General features: G+C 69.0%; 19 protein-coding genes. 10 read left to right on the top strand and 9 right to left on the bottom strand.

Going from position 1 to position 17913, the window contains the following annotated elements; translation table 11 throughout:
• Positions 1 to 9: 9 nt before the first annotated feature.
• Genes FHY04_RS00460 through FHY04_RS00450 form a run of 3 tightly spaced genes read left to right on the top strand, consistent with a single transcriptional unit; the run spans position 10 to position 2500 of the window.
• Positions 10 to 756, top strand: a complete 747-nt coding sequence (locus FHY04_RS00460; RefSeq protein ID WP_183935056.1) for a hypothetical protein — start codon at positions 10 to 12, stop codon at positions 754 to 756.
• Positions 753 to 1922, top strand: a complete 1170-nt coding sequence (locus FHY04_RS00455; RefSeq protein ID WP_183935055.1) for a M48 family metallopeptidase — start codon at positions 753 to 755, stop codon at positions 1920 to 1922. Before FHY04_RS00460 ends, FHY04_RS00455 begins: the two co-directional genes overlap by 4 nt.
• Positions 1922 to 2500, top strand: a complete 579-nt coding sequence (locus tag FHY04_RS00450; protein WP_183935054.1) for a hypothetical protein — start codon at positions 1922 to 1924, stop codon at positions 2498 to 2500. Before FHY04_RS00455 ends, FHY04_RS00450 begins: the two co-directional genes overlap by 1 nt.
• On the opposite strand, the gene FHY04_RS00445 is transcribed toward FHY04_RS00450, so the two are convergent.
• The 5 genes from FHY04_RS00445 to FHY04_RS00425 form a co-directional block, all read right to left on the bottom strand.
• Complete coding sequence (locus FHY04_RS00445; RefSeq protein ID WP_183935053.1) at positions 2497 to 4728, bottom strand: ATP-binding protein; 2232 nt, start codon at positions 4726 to 4728, stop codon at positions 2497 to 2499. The two genes, FHY04_RS00450 and FHY04_RS00445, sit on opposite strands and share 4 nt — an antisense overlap.
• 127 nt (positions 4729 to 4855) lie before the next feature.
• Positions 4856 to 6529: a response regulator gene (locus tag FHY04_RS00440; protein WP_183935052.1), complete on the bottom strand. Its 1674-nt coding sequence runs from the start codon at positions 6527 to 6529 to the stop codon at positions 4856 to 4858.
• A 13-nt stretch (positions 6530 to 6542) separates the two neighbouring features.
• The gene (locus FHY04_RS00435) at positions 6543 to 8051 is read right to left on the bottom strand and encodes an ATPase domain-containing protein (protein ID WP_311723088.1); all 1509 of its coding nucleotides are present in this window, start codon (positions 8049 to 8051) and stop codon (positions 6543 to 6545) included.
• Between the two features lie 170 nt (positions 8052 to 8221).
• Positions 8222 to 10030, bottom strand: coding sequence for a DUF885 family protein (locus FHY04_RS00430; RefSeq protein ID WP_183935050.1), 1809 nt, complete (start codon positions 10028 to 10030; stop codon positions 8222 to 8224).
• 86 nt (positions 10031 to 10116) lie between these two features.
• Positions 10117 to 10320 (bottom strand): DUF5818 domain-containing protein, encoded by a 204-nt coding sequence (locus FHY04_RS00425; protein WP_031440577.1) that lies wholly within the window; start codon positions 10318 to 10320, stop codon positions 10117 to 10119.
• 188 nt (positions 10321 to 10508) lie between these two features.
• Here FHY04_RS00425 and nhaA point away from each other — a divergent pair, with 188 nt between their 5' ends.
• Both nhaA and FHY04_RS00415 read left to right on the top strand, forming a co-directional pair.
• A complete protein-coding gene (nhaA, locus tag FHY04_RS00420) occupies positions 10509 to 11897 on the top strand; it encodes a Na+/H+ antiporter NhaA (RefSeq protein WP_183935049.1) in 1389 nt (462 codons plus the stop codon).
• 63 nt (positions 11898 to 11960) lie between these two features.
• Positions 11961 to 12272, top strand: a complete 312-nt coding sequence (locus FHY04_RS00415) for a hypothetical protein (protein ID WP_183935048.1) — start codon at positions 11961 to 11963, stop codon at positions 12270 to 12272.
• A gap of 461 nt (positions 12273 to 12733) precedes the next feature.
• Here the strand turns inward: FHY04_RS00415 and FHY04_RS00410 are convergent, their stop codons facing one another.
• Positions 12734 to 12982, bottom strand: a complete 249-nt coding sequence (locus FHY04_RS00410; RefSeq protein ID WP_031396615.1) for a DUF2171 domain-containing protein — start codon at positions 12980 to 12982, stop codon at positions 12734 to 12736.
• Between the two features lie 56 nt (positions 12983 to 13038).
• Here FHY04_RS00410 and FHY04_RS00405 point away from each other — a divergent pair, with 56 nt between their 5' ends.
• From FHY04_RS00405 to FHY04_RS00385, 5 genes are all read left to right on the top strand, one after another.
• On the top strand, positions 13039 to 13242 hold the full coding sequence (locus tag FHY04_RS00405; RefSeq protein WP_031396614.1) for a hypothetical protein: 204 nt from the start codon (positions 13039 to 13041) through the stop codon (positions 13240 to 13242).
• Positions 13239 to 13502: a hypothetical protein gene (locus tag FHY04_RS00400; protein WP_031396613.1), complete on the top strand. Its 264-nt coding sequence runs from the start codon at positions 13239 to 13241 to the stop codon at positions 13500 to 13502. The genes FHY04_RS00405 and FHY04_RS00400 overlap by 4 nt, the downstream gene beginning before the upstream one ends.
• A 36-nt stretch (positions 13503 to 13538) precedes the next feature.
• Positions 13539 to 14594 (top strand): ribonucleotide-diphosphate reductase subunit beta, encoded by a 1056-nt coding sequence (locus FHY04_RS00395; RefSeq protein ID WP_056409090.1) that lies wholly within the window; start codon positions 13539 to 13541, stop codon positions 14592 to 14594.
• 181 nt (positions 14595 to 14775) lie between these two features.
• Positions 14776 to 14946, top strand: a complete 171-nt coding sequence (locus tag FHY04_RS00390) for a DNA-binding protein (protein WP_183935047.1) — start codon at positions 14776 to 14778, stop codon at positions 14944 to 14946.
• On the top strand, positions 14939 to 15202 hold the full coding sequence (locus FHY04_RS00385) for a DUF2442 domain-containing protein (protein ID WP_183935425.1): 264 nt from the start codon (positions 14939 to 14941) through the stop codon (positions 15200 to 15202). The genes FHY04_RS00390 and FHY04_RS00385 overlap by 8 nt, the downstream gene beginning before the upstream one ends.
• A gap of 140 nt (positions 15203 to 15342) precedes the next feature.
• Here the strand turns inward: FHY04_RS00385 and FHY04_RS00380 are convergent, their stop codons facing one another.
• From FHY04_RS00380 to FHY04_RS00370, 3 genes are all read right to left on the bottom strand, one after another.
• Positions 15343 to 16101 (bottom strand): thermonuclease family protein, encoded by a 759-nt coding sequence (locus FHY04_RS00380; RefSeq protein WP_311723080.1) that lies wholly within the window; start codon positions 16099 to 16101, stop codon positions 15343 to 15345.
• A 231-nt stretch (positions 16102 to 16332) separates the two neighbouring features.
• A complete protein-coding gene (locus tag FHY04_RS00375) occupies positions 16333 to 16998 on the bottom strand; it encodes an outer membrane protein (protein ID WP_031394478.1) in 666 nt (221 codons plus the stop codon).
• Positions 16999 to 17263: 265 nt separating this feature from the next.
• Complete coding sequence (locus FHY04_RS00370; RefSeq protein ID WP_183935046.1) at positions 17264 to 17884, bottom strand: hypothetical protein; 621 nt, start codon at positions 17882 to 17884, stop codon at positions 17264 to 17266.
• Positions 17885 to 17913 lie beyond the last annotated feature (29 nt).

Below are 17913 nucleotides of genomic sequence, written 5' to 3'. Positions count from 1 at the left end.
GGGGCGTCGATGGGGACAAGGCTCGCGACGCGTCTGGCGATCATGCTGCTGGCCCTCACGCCAGCGCCACCCGCCGCCGCCCGCCAGAGAAGCGCGCAGAAGACCGGCTTCACGCTGCCCCCCGGCAGCGGCAGGACCATCCTCCTGATCCGCCCGAGCATACGCGTCGGCGCGCGCTCGACCGGCGGGATGTTCGAACCCAATGGCGACTGGACCGACCAGGCCCGCCGGAACATCGAGACCGCGCTCGCCGCGCAGCAACAGGCGCTCGGCAACCGCGTGATTCCCGCGCCCGTAGCGGACGGCGATGCGGCGCGGCTCGTGGCGGACTATGCCGCGCTGTTCGCCGCGGTCTCGCAATCGGTGATCCGCTATCAGTTCTTCGCCGGCGACCGGCTGCCGACCAAGAAACGGGCGACGCAGGCCGGGCGCTTCGACTGGACGCTCGGGCCCGGCATCATGCGGCTGCCCGGTGCGCGCGACGCCGATTACGCGCTCTTCCTCAGCACCAGCGACGCCTATGGCTCGACCGGGCGCAAGCTGCTGCAGATCGTCGCGATGCTCGGGCCCGGCATCCCGATCAGCGCGGGCGAACATGCGGGCTATGCCGGGCTGGTCGATCTGCGGACGGGCGATCTGCTCTGGCTCAACGCCGACCGGGCGATGGGTGGCGACCTGCGCACCCCCGAAGGGGCCGCCCGCCGCGTCCAGCAGTTGCTCGCCGATTTCCCCGGCAGCACCCCCGCCCCCCGATGACCGTCACCGCGCTCGCCCTCGCCCTGCTCGCCGCGACCGCCCCCGCCCCGCCCCCCTATGCCGGCGCCTATCAACCGGTCGGCGTCGACGAGATCGGCGCCTGGGCCGAGGCGGACGAGGATGAGCGGCAACTCGCGTCGTCGCCGCTGCTGATCCGCGACGCTGGGCTTAACGCCTATGTCCGCCGCGCGCTCTGCGACACGGTCGGCGCGGCGCGCTGCGCCGGCGTGCGGGTCTATGTCCTGCGCGTGCCTTTGTTCAACGCGAGCATGGCGGCGAACGGGACGATGCGCGTGTTCAGCGGGCTGCTGCTCCGCGCCCGCAGCGAGGCGGAGCTCGGCGCGGTGCTCGGGCATGAATTCGGCCATTTCGAACGCCGCCACACGCTCGCGCAGTTCCGGGCGCAGCGTACCGGATCCGACCTGCTCGGCTGGGGCGCGGTGCTCGCCGCAATGGTCCCCGATGCCGATCTGCGCCGCCGCTTCGCCACGCTCGGCCGATCGGTCTACGGCGCACTCTACCGCTTCTCGCGCGATCAGGAACGCGAGGCCGACCGGCTCGGGATCGGCTATCTCAACGCCAGCCGCCTCCGCCCCCAGGCCGCCGCGCAGCTGTGGCAGAACGCGATCGCCGAGGCCGGGGCTTCCGCGGTTGCGCGCGGCGCGCACCGGCCGCGGCTCGACCGCATCGGCTTCTACGCCTCGCATCCGCCAGAAGCCGAACGCGCCGCCACGCTCGATGCGCTCGCCCTGCCCGACGCGACGGACCGCGACGACGGCGCCGACCGCCATGCCGACGCGCTCGCGCCCTGGCTGCCGCTGTTCCTCGACGACCAGATCAAGCTCAACGACTTCGGCGCCAGCGCCTATCTGATCGCTGCCTGTGCGACGCGCGGCTGGACCGCGGCACTGTGGCGCGCACGCGGCGATCTGTACCGCGCCCGCGGCAACCCCCGCGACCTCGTCAACGCCGCACACTTCTACGCGCAAGCCACCGCGCTCGACCCTAGCCTCGCCGCCGCACAGCGCGGGCTGGGACTGGCGCTGGTCCGGACCGGTCGCCTCGCGGAGGGACAGGCCGCGCTACGCCGCTATCTCGCGCTCGACCCCGCCGCGGGCGATGCGGGGATGATCGCGGCACTGATCGCCGCCCCGGAGGACCGCTGATGCGCTGCCCGCTGCTCCCTGCCCTCCTCATGCTCCTGCCCGCGCCCGCGCCCGCCGATGCCAACGCCTATCGCGCGCAGGGCAAGCCCGTCCGCGTCGCCCGCACGATGACCGTCACCCCGCCGCGCGACTGGAACCAGCTCTCCGCGCGACCGGGCCGCAAGGCCGAGGTCTGGACGCTCGACGGTGAGCGGCTCAACGCGGTCACCTGGTTCGGCGGGATCGCACCCGGCGAGCCGCTGCTGCGCGAACCCCGGCGCCGCAGGACGCTGCCCCGCTACAGCGGCGCGATGCTGCTCGCCGAAATCCCCGAACTGCTCGAATCGACCTATCGCAGCGCGGGCGGAATCGCGGACTTCACGCTCACCACCGCAGCACCCGACCCGTTTCTCGGCCATGCCGGCATCCGCTTCGGCTATGCCTATGTCGACGCCGACGATTTGCCCCGCCGGGGCGAGGCGCGCGCGGCGATCGTCGCGGGGCTGCTCTACATCGTCACCTTCGACGCGCCGCGCACCGACTATTTCGACCGGCTGCTCGGCGACGTCCACCGCCTCACCGACAGCGCCGCGCTCTAGAACGCGCCCGCCACAAGCGGCCGGTCCGCCTCCATCACCGCGTGCAACGCCCGCGCGAGCTCCGCCATCGAATAGGGTTTGTGCAACAGCGCAAAGCCCTGCGCGCCGTCCTTCGAGATCACGTCGCTATAGCCGCTGGTCAGCAGCACGCGCATCGCGGGAAAGTCCCGGCGGACATATTGCGCCAGCGCGACGCCGTTCATCCCCGGCATCACCACGTCGGAGAACATCACGTCGAACGCGTCCACCTCCCGCGCCAGGATCGCCAGCGCCTCCTCGGCATCGCGCGCGAACACGATCGCATGCCCCAGATCGGCGAGCGCGGACATTGCGAAGTCGCCAACCGCGGCATTGTCCTCAACCACCAGGATCCGCAGCGACGGCCCGTCGCCGCGCGCCTCCGCCGCGATGCCGACCCCCGCCGGCACGCCGGTCGGATCATGCGGCAGATACAGCGTGAAGGTCGCGCCCGCGCCGGGCGTGCTCTCGACGATCACCTCGCCGCCCGACTGCTTCACGAACCCGAACACCTGCGACAGCCCCAGCCCGGTGCCGTGGCCGATCGCCTTCGACGTGAAGAACGGCTCGAAGATATGCTCGATATGCGCCGGGTCGATCCCGCTGCCCGTGTCGCGTACGCCGATCGTGACGAAATCCCCGTCGCGCGCGACATGGCCGCGCACCGCCGGGATCCGCGCCGCGCGTCCGACCACGATCCGCAGCGCACCGCGCCCCGCCATCGCGTCACGCGCATTGACCGCCAGGTTGACGATCGCGGTCTCGAGCTGGCTCGCATCCGCATGCGTCAGGCACGGCGTGTCGGGCAGGCTCAGCGCAATGTCGATGAACGATCCCGACAGCGTCGCCAGCATCTCGGTCATCCCGCTGACGACGGCGCGGACGTCGAGCACCTCGGGGGTCAGCGACGATCGCCGCGCAAAGGCGAGCAGCTGGTTGGTCAGCTTGGTCGCGCGGTCGGCGGTGTCGGCGATCGCGGTGATATAGCGGTCGCGCCGATCCGCGCTCAGGTCGGGCCGCCGCAACAGGTCGGTCGATCCCCGGATCACCGTCAGCAGATTGTTGAAATCATGCGCGATACCGCCGGTCAGCTGGCCCAGCGTCTCCATCTTCTGCGCTTGGCGCAGCGCCTCGTGCGCCTGGGTCAGCTCCGCGGTCCGCTCCGCCACGCGCTGTTCGAGCGTGTCGTTAACCTCCTGCACCGCCTTGAACAATTGCGCATTGTCGATCGCGATCGCCGCCTGCGCCGCGACGCCGACCAGCAGCCGCTCGTGCCGCTCGCCAAAGCGCCCGGGCTCGGAATGGCCGAACAACAGCCCGCCCAGCACCACCCCGGTGCGCGACGTGACCGGCACCGACAGATAGCTCCGCACCGGCAGATGCCCGCGCGGCATCCCGTAATGCGGCGCGCTCTTTCCGTAGCGCGGGTCGGTGCGGATATCGTCCGACCGGATCACGCCCTCGTTGCGGAAGGTCGGCCCGAACACCGCGGTCGCGCGCGGCCGGCCGAGCTTCTCGAACGCCGCGCGCTCCGCGCCGGCCAGCGTGAACAGGTGCAGCCGCTCGCCGGTCTCGTCCATCAGGTTGTGGAAATAGGCGCCGAACTCCGCCCCGGTCAGCTTGACCCCCGCATCGGTGACCATCTGGATCAGCGGCTCGAGCTCGAGCTCGGCGACCAGCGCCGCGCCGGTGACGTTCAGCGTCTCGAGGCTGTGCGTCTCCCAGCGCAGGCTGCGCTCGGCGAGCACCGCGTCGGTCGTCTCGATCACCACCGCCAGCACGCCCGCGGGCACCCCGTCGGCATCGAGCACGGGCGAATAATTGAGGTCGAGGAACACCGTCTCGGGCTCGCCGTGGCGGTACAGCGTCAGCTCCTGCCGCGCATAGCTCCGCGTCTTGCCGGCCATCCCGGCGCGCACCACGCCGTCGTTGAACGCCGCCGCCTCCGTCCAGGCCTCGCGCACCGGCATGCCGAGGATCGCGGGGTGCTTGTCCTGCGCGATCGTCGCATAGCGCGTATTGTAGAGCAGGATCCCCTCCTCGCCCCACAGCAGCGCCATCGGCACCGGCGCGCGCAACAGGATCGACACCACGGTCCGCAGATGCGGCGGCCAGCCCTCGATCGGGCCGAGCGGGGTCGCCGACCAGTCGAACGCAGCGATCAGCGCCGCGAGCGGGCCGTCGCCCAGGAATCCATGCCGCTCAGTCACGCTGCCCCACCTTGCCCCCACCCCGGGTCCGAAATCCTGCGTCCCTGATCACCGTACACGCACGGGCCTTACCCCATCCTATACACCGCACCGCCACCGCGAAACGCTGCAATGTCCGTCACCTGCGCTACTGCGCCGACTCCGCCGACAGTGCGTCGCCGATCCGCGCCGCGACCTCGCCGATGCGATAGGGTTTCTTCAGCACCGTCTCCGCCGCCAGCTCGTCGCCGAACGTCGCGACATCGGCATAGCCGCTCGCGAACAGCAACGGCATGGCGGGGGCGACCGCGCGGATCCGCCGTGCCAGGTCGACGCCCGACATGCCCGGCATCACCACGTCGGTCAGCACCAGGTCGAACGACGCGCGCCCGAATTCGGTCAGCGCCTCGGACCCGCTCGCCGCCGCGACCACCTGATAGCCGATCTCCTCGATCATCTGCGCGGCGACCCCGCGGACGTCATTGTCGTCGTCGACCACCAGGATCCGCTGCCGCGACCCGGTCGCCTGGGTCAGCCGCTCGATCGCGACCGGATCGGCGACCTCGGTCGTCCGCGGCAGGTACAAGGTGATCACCGTCCCCTCGTTCTCCGCGCTGACGATCCGGACCGTGCCGCCCGACTGGCGGGCAAAGCCGTAGACCTGCGCGAGCCCCAGGCCCGTGCCCTTGCCCTGCCCCTTGGTGGTGAAGAACGGCTCGAACGCGCGCGCGAGCACCGCGGGCGTCATCCCCGCACCGGTATCGGCGACCTCGATCGCAACATAGGCGCCCGGGTTCAGCTCGGCGGTCAGCGCGTCGGGCACCGCGGCCAGGTTGCGCGTCGCGATCCGCACCACCCCGCCCGACGGCATCGCGTCGCGCGCGTTGATCGCCAGGTTGAGCAGCACGACCTCGAGCTGCGTCGGATCGACCATCGCGCGCCAGACATCGTCCGCCAGGTCGAGCTCGACCGTCACCGCCGCCCCGATCGACCGCGCGAGCAGGTCTGCCATCGACGCGACGACCTGATTGGGCTCGACCGGCACCGGCGACAGATGCTGGCGCCGCGAAAAGGACAGGAGCTGCGCGGTCAGCGTCGCGCCGCGCTCGCCCGCCTGCAACGCCATGCTCGCCAGCCGCCGGATCTTCTCGTCGTCGGTGCGCCGCAGCAACAGGTCGAGCGAGCCGATCACCGCGGTCAGCAGATTGTTGAAATCATGCGCGATGCCCCCGGTCAGCTGGCCGATCGCCTCCATCTTCTGCGCCTGCACCAGCCGTGCCTCGGCGCGCTCGCGCTCGGCGATCTCCGCAGTTAGCCGGTCGTTCGCCGCCGCCAGTTCGCGCGTCCGCGCCTCGACCTTTGCTTCGAGCGTGTCGGCCAGATCGCGCAGCTCGGCGCGCGCCTTTTCGCGGTCCTCGAAATGCCGCGCCGCGAGCCGCTGGCGTTGCCGCGCGCGCAGCGCCGCCCGCGCCGCACTGACCAGCGACGCAGGGTGGAGCGGGCGTTCGAGCAGCGTGACGTTGGCGACCGCCTCGACCTCGCGCGCGCCGCGCCGCGGTTCGCCGCGCTTGCTCAGCAGGATGAACGGAAAGTCGGACCAGGGCGCCTGCGCCGCGATCGCCGCGAGCAGCCGCTCCTGATCGAGCCGCGACAGCGCGTCGTCGGTCAGGATCGCGCCGGCATGCGTGCCCCCCGCGATCGCCGCGAACAGCGCGGTCCCGTCGGCATCCGGCACCGCGGCGATATCGGCAGAGCGCAGCACCTGCGCGGTCACATCGGCGTCGCGGCCGGTCGGCGCGACCACCAGGAAATCGTCGGTCATCACGGCCGGTCGGTCAGTTATCGTCACGGTTCGTCAGCAGGGCGGCGCTGCCCCCATATTCGGGCGTCCCGGTCAGCACACCGCGAAACCCGGTCAGCTGCGGGCCGACGCGGATCCCGCCGCTGTCGATCCGGAACTCGCGCAAGGTCCCCTCGTGCGGACCCATCCGACGTTTCAGGAACGACATCACCCGCCGGATCGCGCCATCAGCCTCGAAGAACCTCAGCAGCATCACCGAATCCGCAAGATAGGTCAGGTCGACCGGCGACTGCATCGTCCCGATCATCCCGGTCTGCGTCAGCACCAGCAGCCCCAGCACGCCCTGCTGGTTCAGATAGGTCACGACCTCGTGCATCTGCAGCAGCATGTGCTGCTCCTCGGGCATGGCGAGCTGATAGCCCGACAGCGAATCGAGCACGACCACCGTCGCGCCGACCCGCTCGACCTGGTCGCGGATGATCCCGGTCAGCTCGCCCGGCGACAATTCGCCCGGATCGACCTGGCGGAAACACAGCCGCCCCGCCGCGACATGGTCGCCGAGGTCGAGGTCCATTCCCGCCGCGCGGCGCATGAACACGCGCTCGGTCTCGTCGAAGCTGACGAACAGCGCTTTCTCTCCGCGTTCGAGCGCGGCGAAGACATATTGCAGCGACAGCGTCGTCTTGCCCGATCCCGACGGCCCGATGATCAGCGTCGTCGTCCCGTAATCGAGACCGCCACCCGACAGCGTGTCCAGCTCCTCGATCCCGCTCGACGCCAGCCGGTCGACGAAACCGGTATCGGGATGCGCGACCGCGGTCAGCCGCGGAAAAATCTGCAGCCCGCCACGCCGGATCACGAAGTCGTGGAAGCCACCGCGAAACGCGCGCGCACGCATCTTGTACACGCGCAGCCGCCGCCGCTCGGATCCATAGGGCAGCGCGATCTGCTCGAGCCGGACGACGCCGTGCGCCAGGCTGTGCAGGCTGAGATCGTCCTCGGTCTGCGTCAGGTCGTCGAGGAACAAGGCGGTGCAGCCCCGCTGCGCGAAATAATGCTTGAGCGCGAGCAGCTGCCGGCGGAACCGCAGCGGCCCCTGCGCGAGCAGGCGGATCTCGGACAGGCTGTCGAACACGATCCGCGTCGGCTCGACCTTGCTGACCGCCTCCATCACCATGTTGACCGTCTCGCCGAGTTCGAGATCGGACGAATAGACGATCGACTGTTCGCGATCGACGTCGAGGCTCAGTTCGGGCGGCACCAGTTCGAAAATGTCGACCCCGGTCATGTCCCAGCCATGCGTCTTGGCGACATGGAGCAGCTCGTCGCGGCTTTCCGACAGCGTGATGTACAGGCACCGCTCGCCCGCATCGCGCCCGGCGAGCAGGAACTGCAGCCCGAGCGTCGTCTTGCCCGACCCCGGCTCGCCCTCGATCAGGTGGACGCGGTTATACGCATAGCCGCCGTCGAGGATATAGTTCAGCGGGTCGAGGCCGGTCGATACGACGCTCCCGTCGGAGGGTGATGACGGTTCTTGGCGCACGCGACATTTCTCCAGGCCAGTCCGGGCGCCGCGCCGGACCATGTCCGGTTCGAGAGCCCCCGCCCAACAACCCCCCGGCAACGCACAAGTTTCCGCTGCGGAATTTTTGCAAAAGTCACCGCGGTCCGGCCGCGTCGGCGGGGGGGCGGCGGGCTGGAGGACTGGGGGGCCTAAGCCCCCGCCCCCGTCCGGCGCACCACGCGCTCGAGGATCGCGAGCGGCATCGCCCCCTTCAGCAACACCGCATGGAAGTCCTTCGGCGTATATCCCGGCCGCGTCTTCGCCTCGTCGCGCAGGCGGGTCCACACCGTGTGGCCGATCTTGTAGCTGCACGCCTGGCCCGGCCAGACGGTGTAGCGGTCGATCTCGCCCTGGCTGCGGCCGCGCGCGATCCCCGTCGTCGCGATCAGGTAATCGGTCGCCTTTTCGCGGCTCCAGCGTTTCGCGTGCATCCCGCTGTCGACCACCAGCCGCGTCGCGCGGAACAGCAGCGACTGGAGATAGCCGACCTGCCCCAGTGGATCGCCCTCATACATCCCCATCTCGTCGGCGAGCTGTTCGGCATAGAGCGCCCAGCCCTCCGAATAGCCGCTGAAGAACCCGCGCCGCCGGATCAGCGGGATCTGCTCGCTTTCGAGCGCGAGGCTGACCTGGAGGTGATGCCCCGGCACCGCCTCGTGATGGGTCAGCGTGGCGAGCCCGAATTTGGGCCGGTCGAACGTGTCGCGCAGGTTGATATAGTAGATCGCCGGTCGCGACCCGTCGAGCGAGGCGTTCTGGTAATAGCCGCCCGGTGCGCCCGCCTGGATCGTCGGCGGCACGCGGCGTACCTCGACCGGCGCCTTGGGCAGGCTGGCGAACGCCTCGGGCAGCCGCGCCTGCATCGCGACGATCTGCCGGTTGAGATGCGCGAGCAGCGCGTCGCGGCCCGCATCGGTGTTGGGATAAAGCTGGTCGGGCCGCTTGTTGAGCGCCACCAGCCGCTCGCCGACGGTGCCTTGCGTCATCCCCTGCGTCTTCAGGATGCCGTCGATCCGCGCGCCGATCTCGGCGACCTGCGCGAGGCCGAGGCGGTGGATCTCGTCCCCGCTCATCGCCACCGTCGTCGCGGCCTCCGCCGCCGCGGCATAATAGGCGTCGCCATCGGGCAGCCGCCAGCACCCCGCATCATGCACCGCCTTGGCGCGCAACTCGGCGACCAACGCACGCTGCCGCTCGAGCGCGGGGCGGACGTCGCGCTCGACGATCGCAGTCGCGCGCGCGACGCGGTCGTCGGGCAGCCCCGCGGCCTTCAGCTTGGTGGCGAAGCTCGTCACCATCACGCTCTGCGCGGCCGCGCCCTCCATCGCGCTGCCCAGCTGTTTCAGCGTCGTGTCGAGGATATAGTCAGGCGCGAACACGCCGCGCGCCGCGTCGCTGCGCTGCTGCTCGCTGCTGTCGTCGATCGCCTTGGGCAGCGCGGACAGTCGCTGCAGATACGCATCCGCCTCGCCCGCATCGCGCACCCGCGTCTGCGACTCGAGGAAATCGGGCACGTCGCGATACGGCCCGGTCAGCTGGCTCAGCACATAGGGCGCGAACCGCCCGAGGCTGCTGCCATAGGTGAACCGCTTCGCGCCCGCGACCGCGCGTGTCAGCTGATAGGTCACGATCTCGTGATCGAGCGCGGCATCGCTCGACAGCCCGCCCGTCCCGAACGCGCGCAGCTCGGCGAGTTCCTTCGTCGCCTGCGCCAGCTCGCGCGCACGCCCCGCCGCCGACTGGTCGTCGAGCCGCGCCTTCAGGCCGCTGCCCGTCCCCGTATCGAGCCCCAGCCGCGTTGCCTGCTCGGGCGAATCGTCGAGCCGCGCATAGAAGAACCGGTCGAGCATCGTGCGCAGCGCCGCGTCGCGCGATCCCGCCGCGTCGGCCCCTTTGAGGGGGACCGCGCCGATGACGGACGCGGCAGCGGCACTCGTTAGAAACCGACGACGATGCATGGACTACTCCCCTGATTCGGGGAGGGGTGTAGCATCCGGGCGGGCTCGATCCACCCCGGGCCCCATGCTATCTAGGACTTACGCGCTCAGACGGGCGAGACGCCGTCCGCATTCACCAGATCGTCACCGACCAGCGTGCCGACCAGCCGCACGCGCTTCTCGACCAGGTCGACCGGCGTGCGGTGGAGCTCGAGCTCATAGCGCCCGCCCATGTCGCGGCGGAGATAGAACGCACCGCCGTCACGGATCAGCGTCCCCGTCTCGTCGATCTTGGTTCCGATGGTCGTCATGGCGCGCGGCCTCCTGCCAGCGGCGATACCGCAGGTGACGCGCGACGCAACCCCCGGCGGCGTCGGTCCGCCGGCAGAAGTGTCCCACGCGCCCAAGGGATACGGCAAGGGATACGGCAAGGGATACGACAGGCGGTCTGCACCGTTATACCCGCACGCGCGTCCTGCCGACGCGATCCTGGAACATCATGGCCCTCACCCCCCGTCTCTCCGGCAAGCTGGCGGCGCGCGCGCATCATTCGCCCGCCGCCGCCGGTTTCCTCCACCGCCTCGCGCCGTTCTTTGCCGCCGATCAGGTCGTCGGCGGGCCGTTGCTCATCGCCACGATCGTCGCCTTGATCTGCACCAACCTGCCGATCGCGCATGATTACCAGACGATGTGGGACAGCACGCTCGAAATCCGGCTCGGCAGCTTCCGCGCCGCGCACCCGCTTGCCGACTGGGTGAACGAGGCGCTGTTGCCGCTGTTCTTCTTGATCATCGGCGCGGAGGTGAAGCGCGAATTCACCAAGGGCGCGCTCTCGACCGTGCGCACCGCGATGTTCCCGCTCGCCGGCGCGATCGGCGGGATCCTCGTTCCCGTCGCGGTCTATCTCGCGTTCAACTACGGCACCGAAGCCGCGAGCGGCTGGGGCACCGTCATCACCTCGGACACCGCGTTCGCGCTGGCGATCATCGGCATGTTCGCGACCCGGCTGCCGGTCTCGATCCGCGCGGTGCTGCTGGCGTTCGCGGCTATCGACGATGTCGGCGGGCTGCTTGTCATCGCGGTCGCCTATACCGGCACCCTGGTCCTGCCGATGCTCGTCGTCGCGGCGGTCGCCTATGTCGCGATCTTCGTGCTGCTGCGGCTGAAGCTCGTCTCGCCCATCCCCTATGTGCTGCTCGGGCTGATCGTCTGGGCGGGCGTCTATGCGTCTGGTATCCATGCGACGATCGCCGGCGTGATGCTCGGGCTGTTGTCGCCGACCCAGTCGCGGCTGTCCGAACGCCGTTTCGCCGAGCGCGTCCAGGCCCCGATCGACCGCTTCAAGCAGGCGGTCGACGAGGCGGAGTCGGGCGACCCCGAGGATAACGAGGAGATCCAGCGCAAGGCGCAGCAACAGCTCGGCTATATCCAGGAAATGACCGAGGCGACCGACGAACCCGCCGAACGTCTCGTCCAGATGCTCAACCCCTGGGTGTCCTATGTCGTCCTGCCGCTGTTCGCGCTGTCCGCGGTGCGGATCCACTTCTCGTCGGACCTGCTCGCCGACGCCGCGGGATCGCTGCTCGGGATCGGCGTGTTCGCAGGGCTCGCGTTCGGCAAGCCGCTCGGCTTCGTCACCGCGACGTGGCTGGCGGTCAAGGCGGGCGCTGCCGAACTGCCCGACGCGGTCACCTGGCGGATGGTGCTCGCGATCGGCGCCTTGTCGGGGATCGGCTTCACCATTTCGCTGTTCATCGCCAATCTCGCCTTTCCCGATGCACAGCGCACCGAGATGGCCTCGCTCGCGGTGCTCGCCGCGTCGCTCGCCTCGGGCGCGCTCGGCTATGTCCTGCTCCGCACCGCCGCGGCGCGGACCGAGGCCGGCTGAGCACGGAACCTCCGCCGGCCACCGGGCGCTTCCATTGGGTTCTCGCGTGATGGAGGTATGACGATGACCGAAGCCTATTGGGGCGACACGACGCCGCCCGACATCGACTGGCGGATGAGCGCCGCGCTCGAAAACGTGCCCCGCGGCGACACCGACGTCGCCGAAGTGACCAGCCTCGAGACCGCGGTCCGCACCTGGACGACGCTCGATCCCGAGCATCAGCGCGCCGCGACACTCACGCCCGAGCACGCGCTCCAGATCGGGCCCGAGGGCGCGGTCCGGCACTTCACCGGCGACGCGATCGCAACACTCGCCGCACTGCTCCCGACTGCCGGTCGCGCGGCCCCGGTCGACGACGACCCCGAAGCCGCCTGATCGCGTCGTTTCGGGGCCCGGACAGCGGCTGTCCGGCCCCGAAACCCGCGGAATTCCGCGGGCCCGCAGGGGTCGCGGCCACCCGACCGCGCCCCGACGCCCGATCCCGTATCTGGTGTCGGAATGCCCCCGACCACACTATCCCTAGGTGCAAGTCGGATAATTCGCGGCTCTTATCGAAATAAGTGCATAGCGATATCCGGCCCGATCATGTAGATAAATGGCGTCACGCAGCGCCGCCCATCGGCGACGCCGGGCCCAGCTAGGACGGAGACGACATGCGCAGCAAATCGCACTCTGCCGCCGGGCGGACACCGGCCGACGCCACCCCGATTCGGGTGGCCGGTGCAGCAGCGCGCAGTCGTGCAAGCACGACGCGAAAAGGGCGACCCGGATCGCTCCGGAACGCCCCTGTCGTGCACTCGGCGCGCCCCCTCCGCTCGGGAGAGGGCGCCGCGCGGTTACTCGCTCTCTTCGAACGTCAGCGCGTTCGCGCCGGTCGCGCTCAGGCGGACCTTGTCACCCTCGATCTCGGCGACGAGGCCGAGCGAGATATAGTGATGCTTGGCGCCCTGCCCGTCCTGCGACTGCGGCGAATCATTCTTGGTCAGCTTGATGCGGTCGCCGTCGACATGATCGACGGTACCGACATGAACGCCGTCCGCGCCGATGACTTCAGCGTGTTCCTTGATCTGGGTTGCGTCGACCATTTTGCGTCTCCTGTGGTGGGTCCGGGTGCAGAACGCGCGTCTCGGGCATTGGTCGCATGACCTATGGCAGCGCCATCATGTTTGTCGTCGCGGCCCTGCTCGGGATCATCGGCGTCGCGATGCTGTTGCGGCTGCGCAGCCCCGACGTCAGCGACAAGCAGGTCTATGCCTTCCGGATGATCGGCATCATGCTCACCTCGGGCGCGATCGTGCTCGCGCTTTCGGCGGGCGCGATGTGGCAATGGACGCTCGAATCGTGAACACGCTCGTCCTGATCCTCGCGGTCGTCGGCATCTGCGCGGCGAACATGATCCTCGGCCGTCACTGGAGCCGGCTCGACCATAATCCCTGGTCGGGCGACTTTCGCGGCGAGACCTTCTGGGGTCCGACCCCCGGCTGGAACCCCGGCGCGCTCGACATCGGCAAGATCCGCCAGCGCGGCCGCGTGCTGATGATCGCCGCACCGATCGCGTCGCTGCTGTTCCTCGTCGTCGTCATCACCAGTTCAAGCCGTTTCTAGTTTCCTCAATTTCCCAAATTTGTCCCGGAGTATCCCATGTCCCTCCTCGAAGCCCGCAAGCAGTACAAGCCGTTCGAATACCCCTGGGCATTCGAATTCTGGAAGCGCCAGCAGCAGCTCCACTGGCTCCCCGAGGAAGTGCCCCTGGGTGAGGATTGCCGCGACTGGGCGCAGAAGCTCAGCGATCACGAGCGCAACCTGCTGACGCAGATCTTCCGCTTCTTCACCCAAGCCGACGTCGAGGTGCAGGATTGCTACCACGAGAAATACGGCCGCGTGTTCAAGCCGACCGAGATCAAGATGATGCTGGCCGCGTTCAGCAACATGGAGACGGTGCACATCGCCGCCTACAGCCATCTGCTCGACACCATCGGCATGCCCGAGAGCGAATATGGCGCCTTCCTCGAATATGCCGAGCTGAAGGACAAGCATGACTATATGCAGAGCTTCGGCGTCGACAATGACGAGGATATCGCGCGCACGCTCGCGATGTTCGGCGGCTTCACCGAGGGCGTCCAGCTCTTCGCCTCGTTCGCGATGCTGATGAACTTCCCGCGCTTCAACAAGATGAAGGGCATGGGCCAGATCGTCACTTGGTCGATCCGCGACGAGAGCCTGCACTGCGAGGGCATCATCAAGATGTTCCACACCTTCTGTGCGGAGCGTCAGTGCCTCACCAAGGCGGTCAAGGACGACATCGCCGACGTCTGCCAGACGACGATCCGCCTCGAGGACAACTTCATCGATCTCGCCTTCGAAATGGGTCCGGTCAACGGCATGACCCCCAAGGAGATCAAGAAGTATATCCGCTTCATCGCCGACTGGCGCATGACCCAGCTCGGCCTCAAGCCGATCTACATGATCGACGAGCACCCGCTCCCCTGGCTCGCCCCGATGCTCAACGGCGTCGAGCACGCCAACTTCTTCGAACAGCGCGCCACCGAATATTCGAAGGCCGCGACCAAGGGTCAGTGGAACGACGTCTGGGACAGCTTCGACAAGCGCCAGACCGCCAAGAAGGGCCCCGCCGCGAACGAGGACCTCGCCGACGGCGGCGACATGTTCTCGCTGGCGGGCGTGGCTGCGGAATAAGTCGCGCCGCGCGCGGGTTTAGCGACCGCTAAACCCCGCCCCCGGCGGCGCGACCGGCCGGCGGCGCCATCAGCGCCGGCCGACGGCATGGGCTTTGCTCATGCCGGCCTCGTTCTGCAGACGGCAGGTGACAAATCCCGGCAAGGCGACGATGATCGCCGAGGTTTGGAGAGTCAGACTGATGGCTATCAAAACGACCGGCTGGAGCCCTACCGCGCATCTCGACAGCGATGCCGCAGTGCTCGCCTATCTCGAAGCGGTCTTCGAAGACGGCGATCCGGCTCTGATCGCTGCCGCACTTGCCGACGTGGCCCAGGTCCGCAGCAGTGTCGGTGCAGAGGTTCGTGATTAAGCTCGTTCACCTCGCCATTAGCGGCGACGATACGCTGGACCTCGTCTTTTCGGACGGCAGCGCCGCGCACTGGTCCGCGGCGGACCTCATAACCCGCGACACGGTCATGACGCGCCCGCTCGCCGACCACGCCTATTTCGCCCGCGCCTTTATCGAAGGCGGCGCGCTGGCCTGGCCGAACGGCTTCGAACTGTCCGCCGACGCGCTGCATCAGCGTCTGGCAGCCAAAGACCTGCTGATCCACGACGCCGCCTGACGGGCGGCCGGTGGGGCACGCCTCGCCTGATCCCGAAAGGATCGTCATTTCCGCGAGGGCGGGAACCCAAACGGGCTGACCCGACTTCGTGATCGCTGCCGTGGACCCGGTGCCGTCACGTTACGACGACCAGAGCCCCCTCAGCACCAGGGCGACCGCTTCCCCCCGCCATAACGCCGCGCCAGCCCCTCGCGGACCAGCGTGTCGCCCAGCGACCGCCCGTCACGCTGCACCAGCCGCAGCTTGCGCCCATATTTGTCGACGTCGCGCTTGATCCGCGTCAGCGTGAACGGCCCCGCATTGAGCAGCGCCTGCATCCGCAGCGTCGCGCGGTGGCCCGCGCGTGCTTCGGCCTTGCAGCGCGGCGGGTGCGTTTCGGGGGTGTCGATATCGGCGATGCGGATCTTGGTGCGGTTCATCCAGAAGGTGTCGCCGTCGACCATGCAGTTGACCCGCTTAGCCCGGCCGCAGATCGTGAAGCGCGCCGACACCGCCTTCCCCGCCCCCACCGCGCCGGCCCCGCCTGACCCCGCAGAGCCGGCCCCGACGATCAGCCCGCCCGCCGCGCCCGCCGCCGCAGCCGCCGCGGTCGCGGCCGTGCTGCCCAGACCCGCAGCGGACGGCGCGACGTCGGTGGCGGTATCGCGCAGCCGCCCCCAGCCACCCGGCACGTGGAGCTGCCCCGCGGGCCAGGTCACGCCGAACCCGGTCGGCCATTCGACCTTCAGGCCCGGCGGGACGAGCGGCGACCAGTCGATCTTGCGCAAGGTCGGCACCATCAGCCCGATCAGCACGCCGTAGAACACCAGGCGGAGCTGTAGCGCGAGACCCGGACCGCTCCGACGACGGGCGCCACCCGTCCCGCGATTGCCGCTCAGCAACCGCATAAAATCAAACACATACTCCATCGCCTTTCGCGCCTACGCGGCCACGAGTCGATGTCACTCGCCCGTCGACTCACATGCGGCGAAGCGAGTCGGAAATGCGCCAGAACGCATCGGGAACATCAGGAGGACGTCATGGCACCGCCCGACGCCTCTCCACGCGGCCGGCCGATCCGCGCCGGACACAAAAAAGGGCGGGGTGCGATCGCTCGCACCCCGCCCGATTTCACGTACCTAAGCCAAGGCTCAGAAGTGCGTGACGATACCCAGCATCGGGCGGAAGCTCTGCGCGTCGCCGAAGGTGTTGACCTCGGCGCGGATGCGGAAGCCCGCGTTGCCGGTGATGCCCTTCAGGCCGATGCTCTGCGGACCGACTTCGGCGCCGATGCCGTAGGTGATCGCGCTATAGTCGCGGTTCGTGTTGGGAACCGTGTTCGACAGGCCCGAGAAATGGTCGAAGTTGACCCACTGGTAGCCGACCTTGCCGTAGATCAGGCCGCTGTCGCCAGCGCGGAAACCGAAACGGCCTGCTGCGCCATACTGCCAGTCGATGTTGCCATCGATGCCCTTGATCACGTTACCTTCTGCGCCGACGAAGACCGGGCCCAGCGGAACGTTGACGCCCAGGACGCCCTGAACGAGCGAACCCGAGGGCTTGTAGCCGCGACGCAGCGTGCCGTTGGCGTTCAGCGCCTGCGGGATGCCGTGGCCGGCTTCGTTGTCGAACTGCTCCCAACCGCCCATGACGCCGAAATACGGCTCGATCCCGAAGGCCTTCGAGCCGTCCGGTGCAGCGGCTTCGCCGGGCGCTGCGCTGTTGTCGGTGGGGGCAGGAGCCGACATGTCCTGCGCGAACGCCGGAGCGGCGAGGGCGGCTGCTGCGATGGCGACTGCGATGGAAAGCTTACGCATATTCGAATGACCTTCTTGTTTCGTTCTGGGTCCCGCCGCCCCGGACAACCCGTGGCGCGTGACACTCAGGCCCTCCAAACAGGTCGATGACGAAAATGTTGCACCGCCGTGCGTCGATTTCGGGAACAATCGCCGGCTGTGGCAAGATGGCAACGGTTTCTGACGGTCGGATGAACGAACAGGGGCGAAACCGCGGCCATCATGGCGGCTTCGTGGCTTTTCCCGGGCGTCAGCAAGACGCTACGGATAGCCGGGTTTCAGCGGCTTAGCGGCGTCCGGGCGCGCTGGTGACGGGCGCGCGCGGCGGCGGGATCACCGGGTCGACCGAGGTGGATTCGATCCGCCAGAGATGTGCCTCGGCGCTCGCGGTCTCGATCCCGTCATTGACGCGGTGCAGCAGAACCATCCCGTCATCGGCAAAGCGCGTCCCGTCAGTCAGCGTCCCCGTCACGCGCACCGGCACCGAGATGTGCAGCTGGCCCGCGCCTGCATCGACGCTGCCCGGCGCGGCAATGCTCGCATCATAACGTGCGTAGCGCGCGAAGCGGTTCGCAAACCCCGCCCGGTCGAGCGTCGAGGATTCGCCGTCGCGACACCAGAGCGCGCGCGCCCCGGCAAAATCATGCGCCGCGATCCGCTGGTAATAGCGCCGGACCACCGCCGCCGCCGCCTCGGGCAGGGTCTCGGGCGCCGCCGCCGCGATCTTGGTGGTGCCGACGGGATGCCGGCCGGGGCGGCTGTCCGCCGCATAACGCGCGATGTTCTGTTGCGCGCGCGCCGCCGCCGCGGTGACGTCGAGCTGCTGCTGCTTTGGGTCCGAGCAGCCGCCAAGGCCGCATCCCAGAAGGATCGGCATCACGCCGCCGGTTGCGATCACGATACGCACGCGCGCCTCCTACATCGAAGCGGAGACGC

This window comes from Sphingomonas sp. BK481 (genome assembly GCF_014194875.1).
Taxonomy (GTDB): domain Bacteria; phylum Pseudomonadota; class Alphaproteobacteria; order Sphingomonadales; family Sphingomonadaceae; genus Sphingomonas; species Sphingomonas aerolata.
The sequence above is the reverse complement of the archived record's forward strand: the minus strand, read 5'-3'. Positions and strand labels throughout refer to the sequence as shown.

Bases quoted from the DNA above. Each gene is read 5' to 3' on its own strand.
- FHY04_RS00460 (WP_183935056.1), top strand. From the start codon at position 10: ATGGGGACAAGGCTCGCGACGCGTCTGGCGATCATGCTGCTGGCCCTC.
- FHY04_RS00455 (WP_183935055.1), top strand. From the start codon at position 753: ATGACCGTCACCGCGCTCGCCCTCGCCCTGCTCGCCGCGACCGCCCCC.
- FHY04_RS00450 (WP_183935054.1), top strand. From the start codon at position 1,922: ATGCGCTGCCCGCTGCTCCCTGCCCTCCTCATGCTCCTGCCCGCGCCC.
- FHY04_RS00440 (WP_183935052.1), bottom strand. From the start codon at position 6,529: ATGACCGACGATTTCCTGGTGGTCGCGCCGACCGGCCGCGACGCCGAT.
- FHY04_RS00430 (WP_183935050.1), bottom strand. From the start codon at position 10,030: ATGCATCGTCGTCGGTTTCTAACGAGTGCCGCTGCCGCGTCCGTCATC.
- FHY04_RS00425 (WP_031440577.1), bottom strand. From the start codon at position 10,320: ATGACGACCATCGGAACCAAGATCGACGAGACGGGGACGCTGATCCGT.
- nhaA (WP_183935049.1), top strand. From the start codon at position 10,509: ATGGCCCTCACCCCCCGTCTCTCCGGCAAGCTGGCGGCGCGCGCGCAT.
- FHY04_RS00415 (WP_183935048.1), top strand. From the start codon at position 11,961: ATGACCGAAGCCTATTGGGGCGACACGACGCCGCCCGACATCGACTGG.
- FHY04_RS00410 (WP_031396615.1), bottom strand. From the start codon at position 12,982: ATGGTCGACGCAACCCAGATCAAGGAACACGCTGAAGTCATCGGCGCG.
- FHY04_RS00405 (WP_031396614.1), top strand. From the start codon at position 13,039: ATGACCTATGGCAGCGCCATCATGTTTGTCGTCGCGGCCCTGCTCGGG.
- FHY04_RS00395 (WP_056409090.1), top strand. From the start codon at position 13,539: ATGTCCCTCCTCGAAGCCCGCAAGCAGTACAAGCCGTTCGAATACCCC.
- FHY04_RS00390 (WP_183935047.1), top strand. From the start codon at position 14,776: ATGGCTATCAAAACGACCGGCTGGAGCCCTACCGCGCATCTCGACAGC.
- FHY04_RS00375 (WP_031394478.1), bottom strand. From the start codon at position 16,998: ATGCGTAAGCTTTCCATCGCAGTCGCCATCGCAGCAGCCGCCCTCGCC.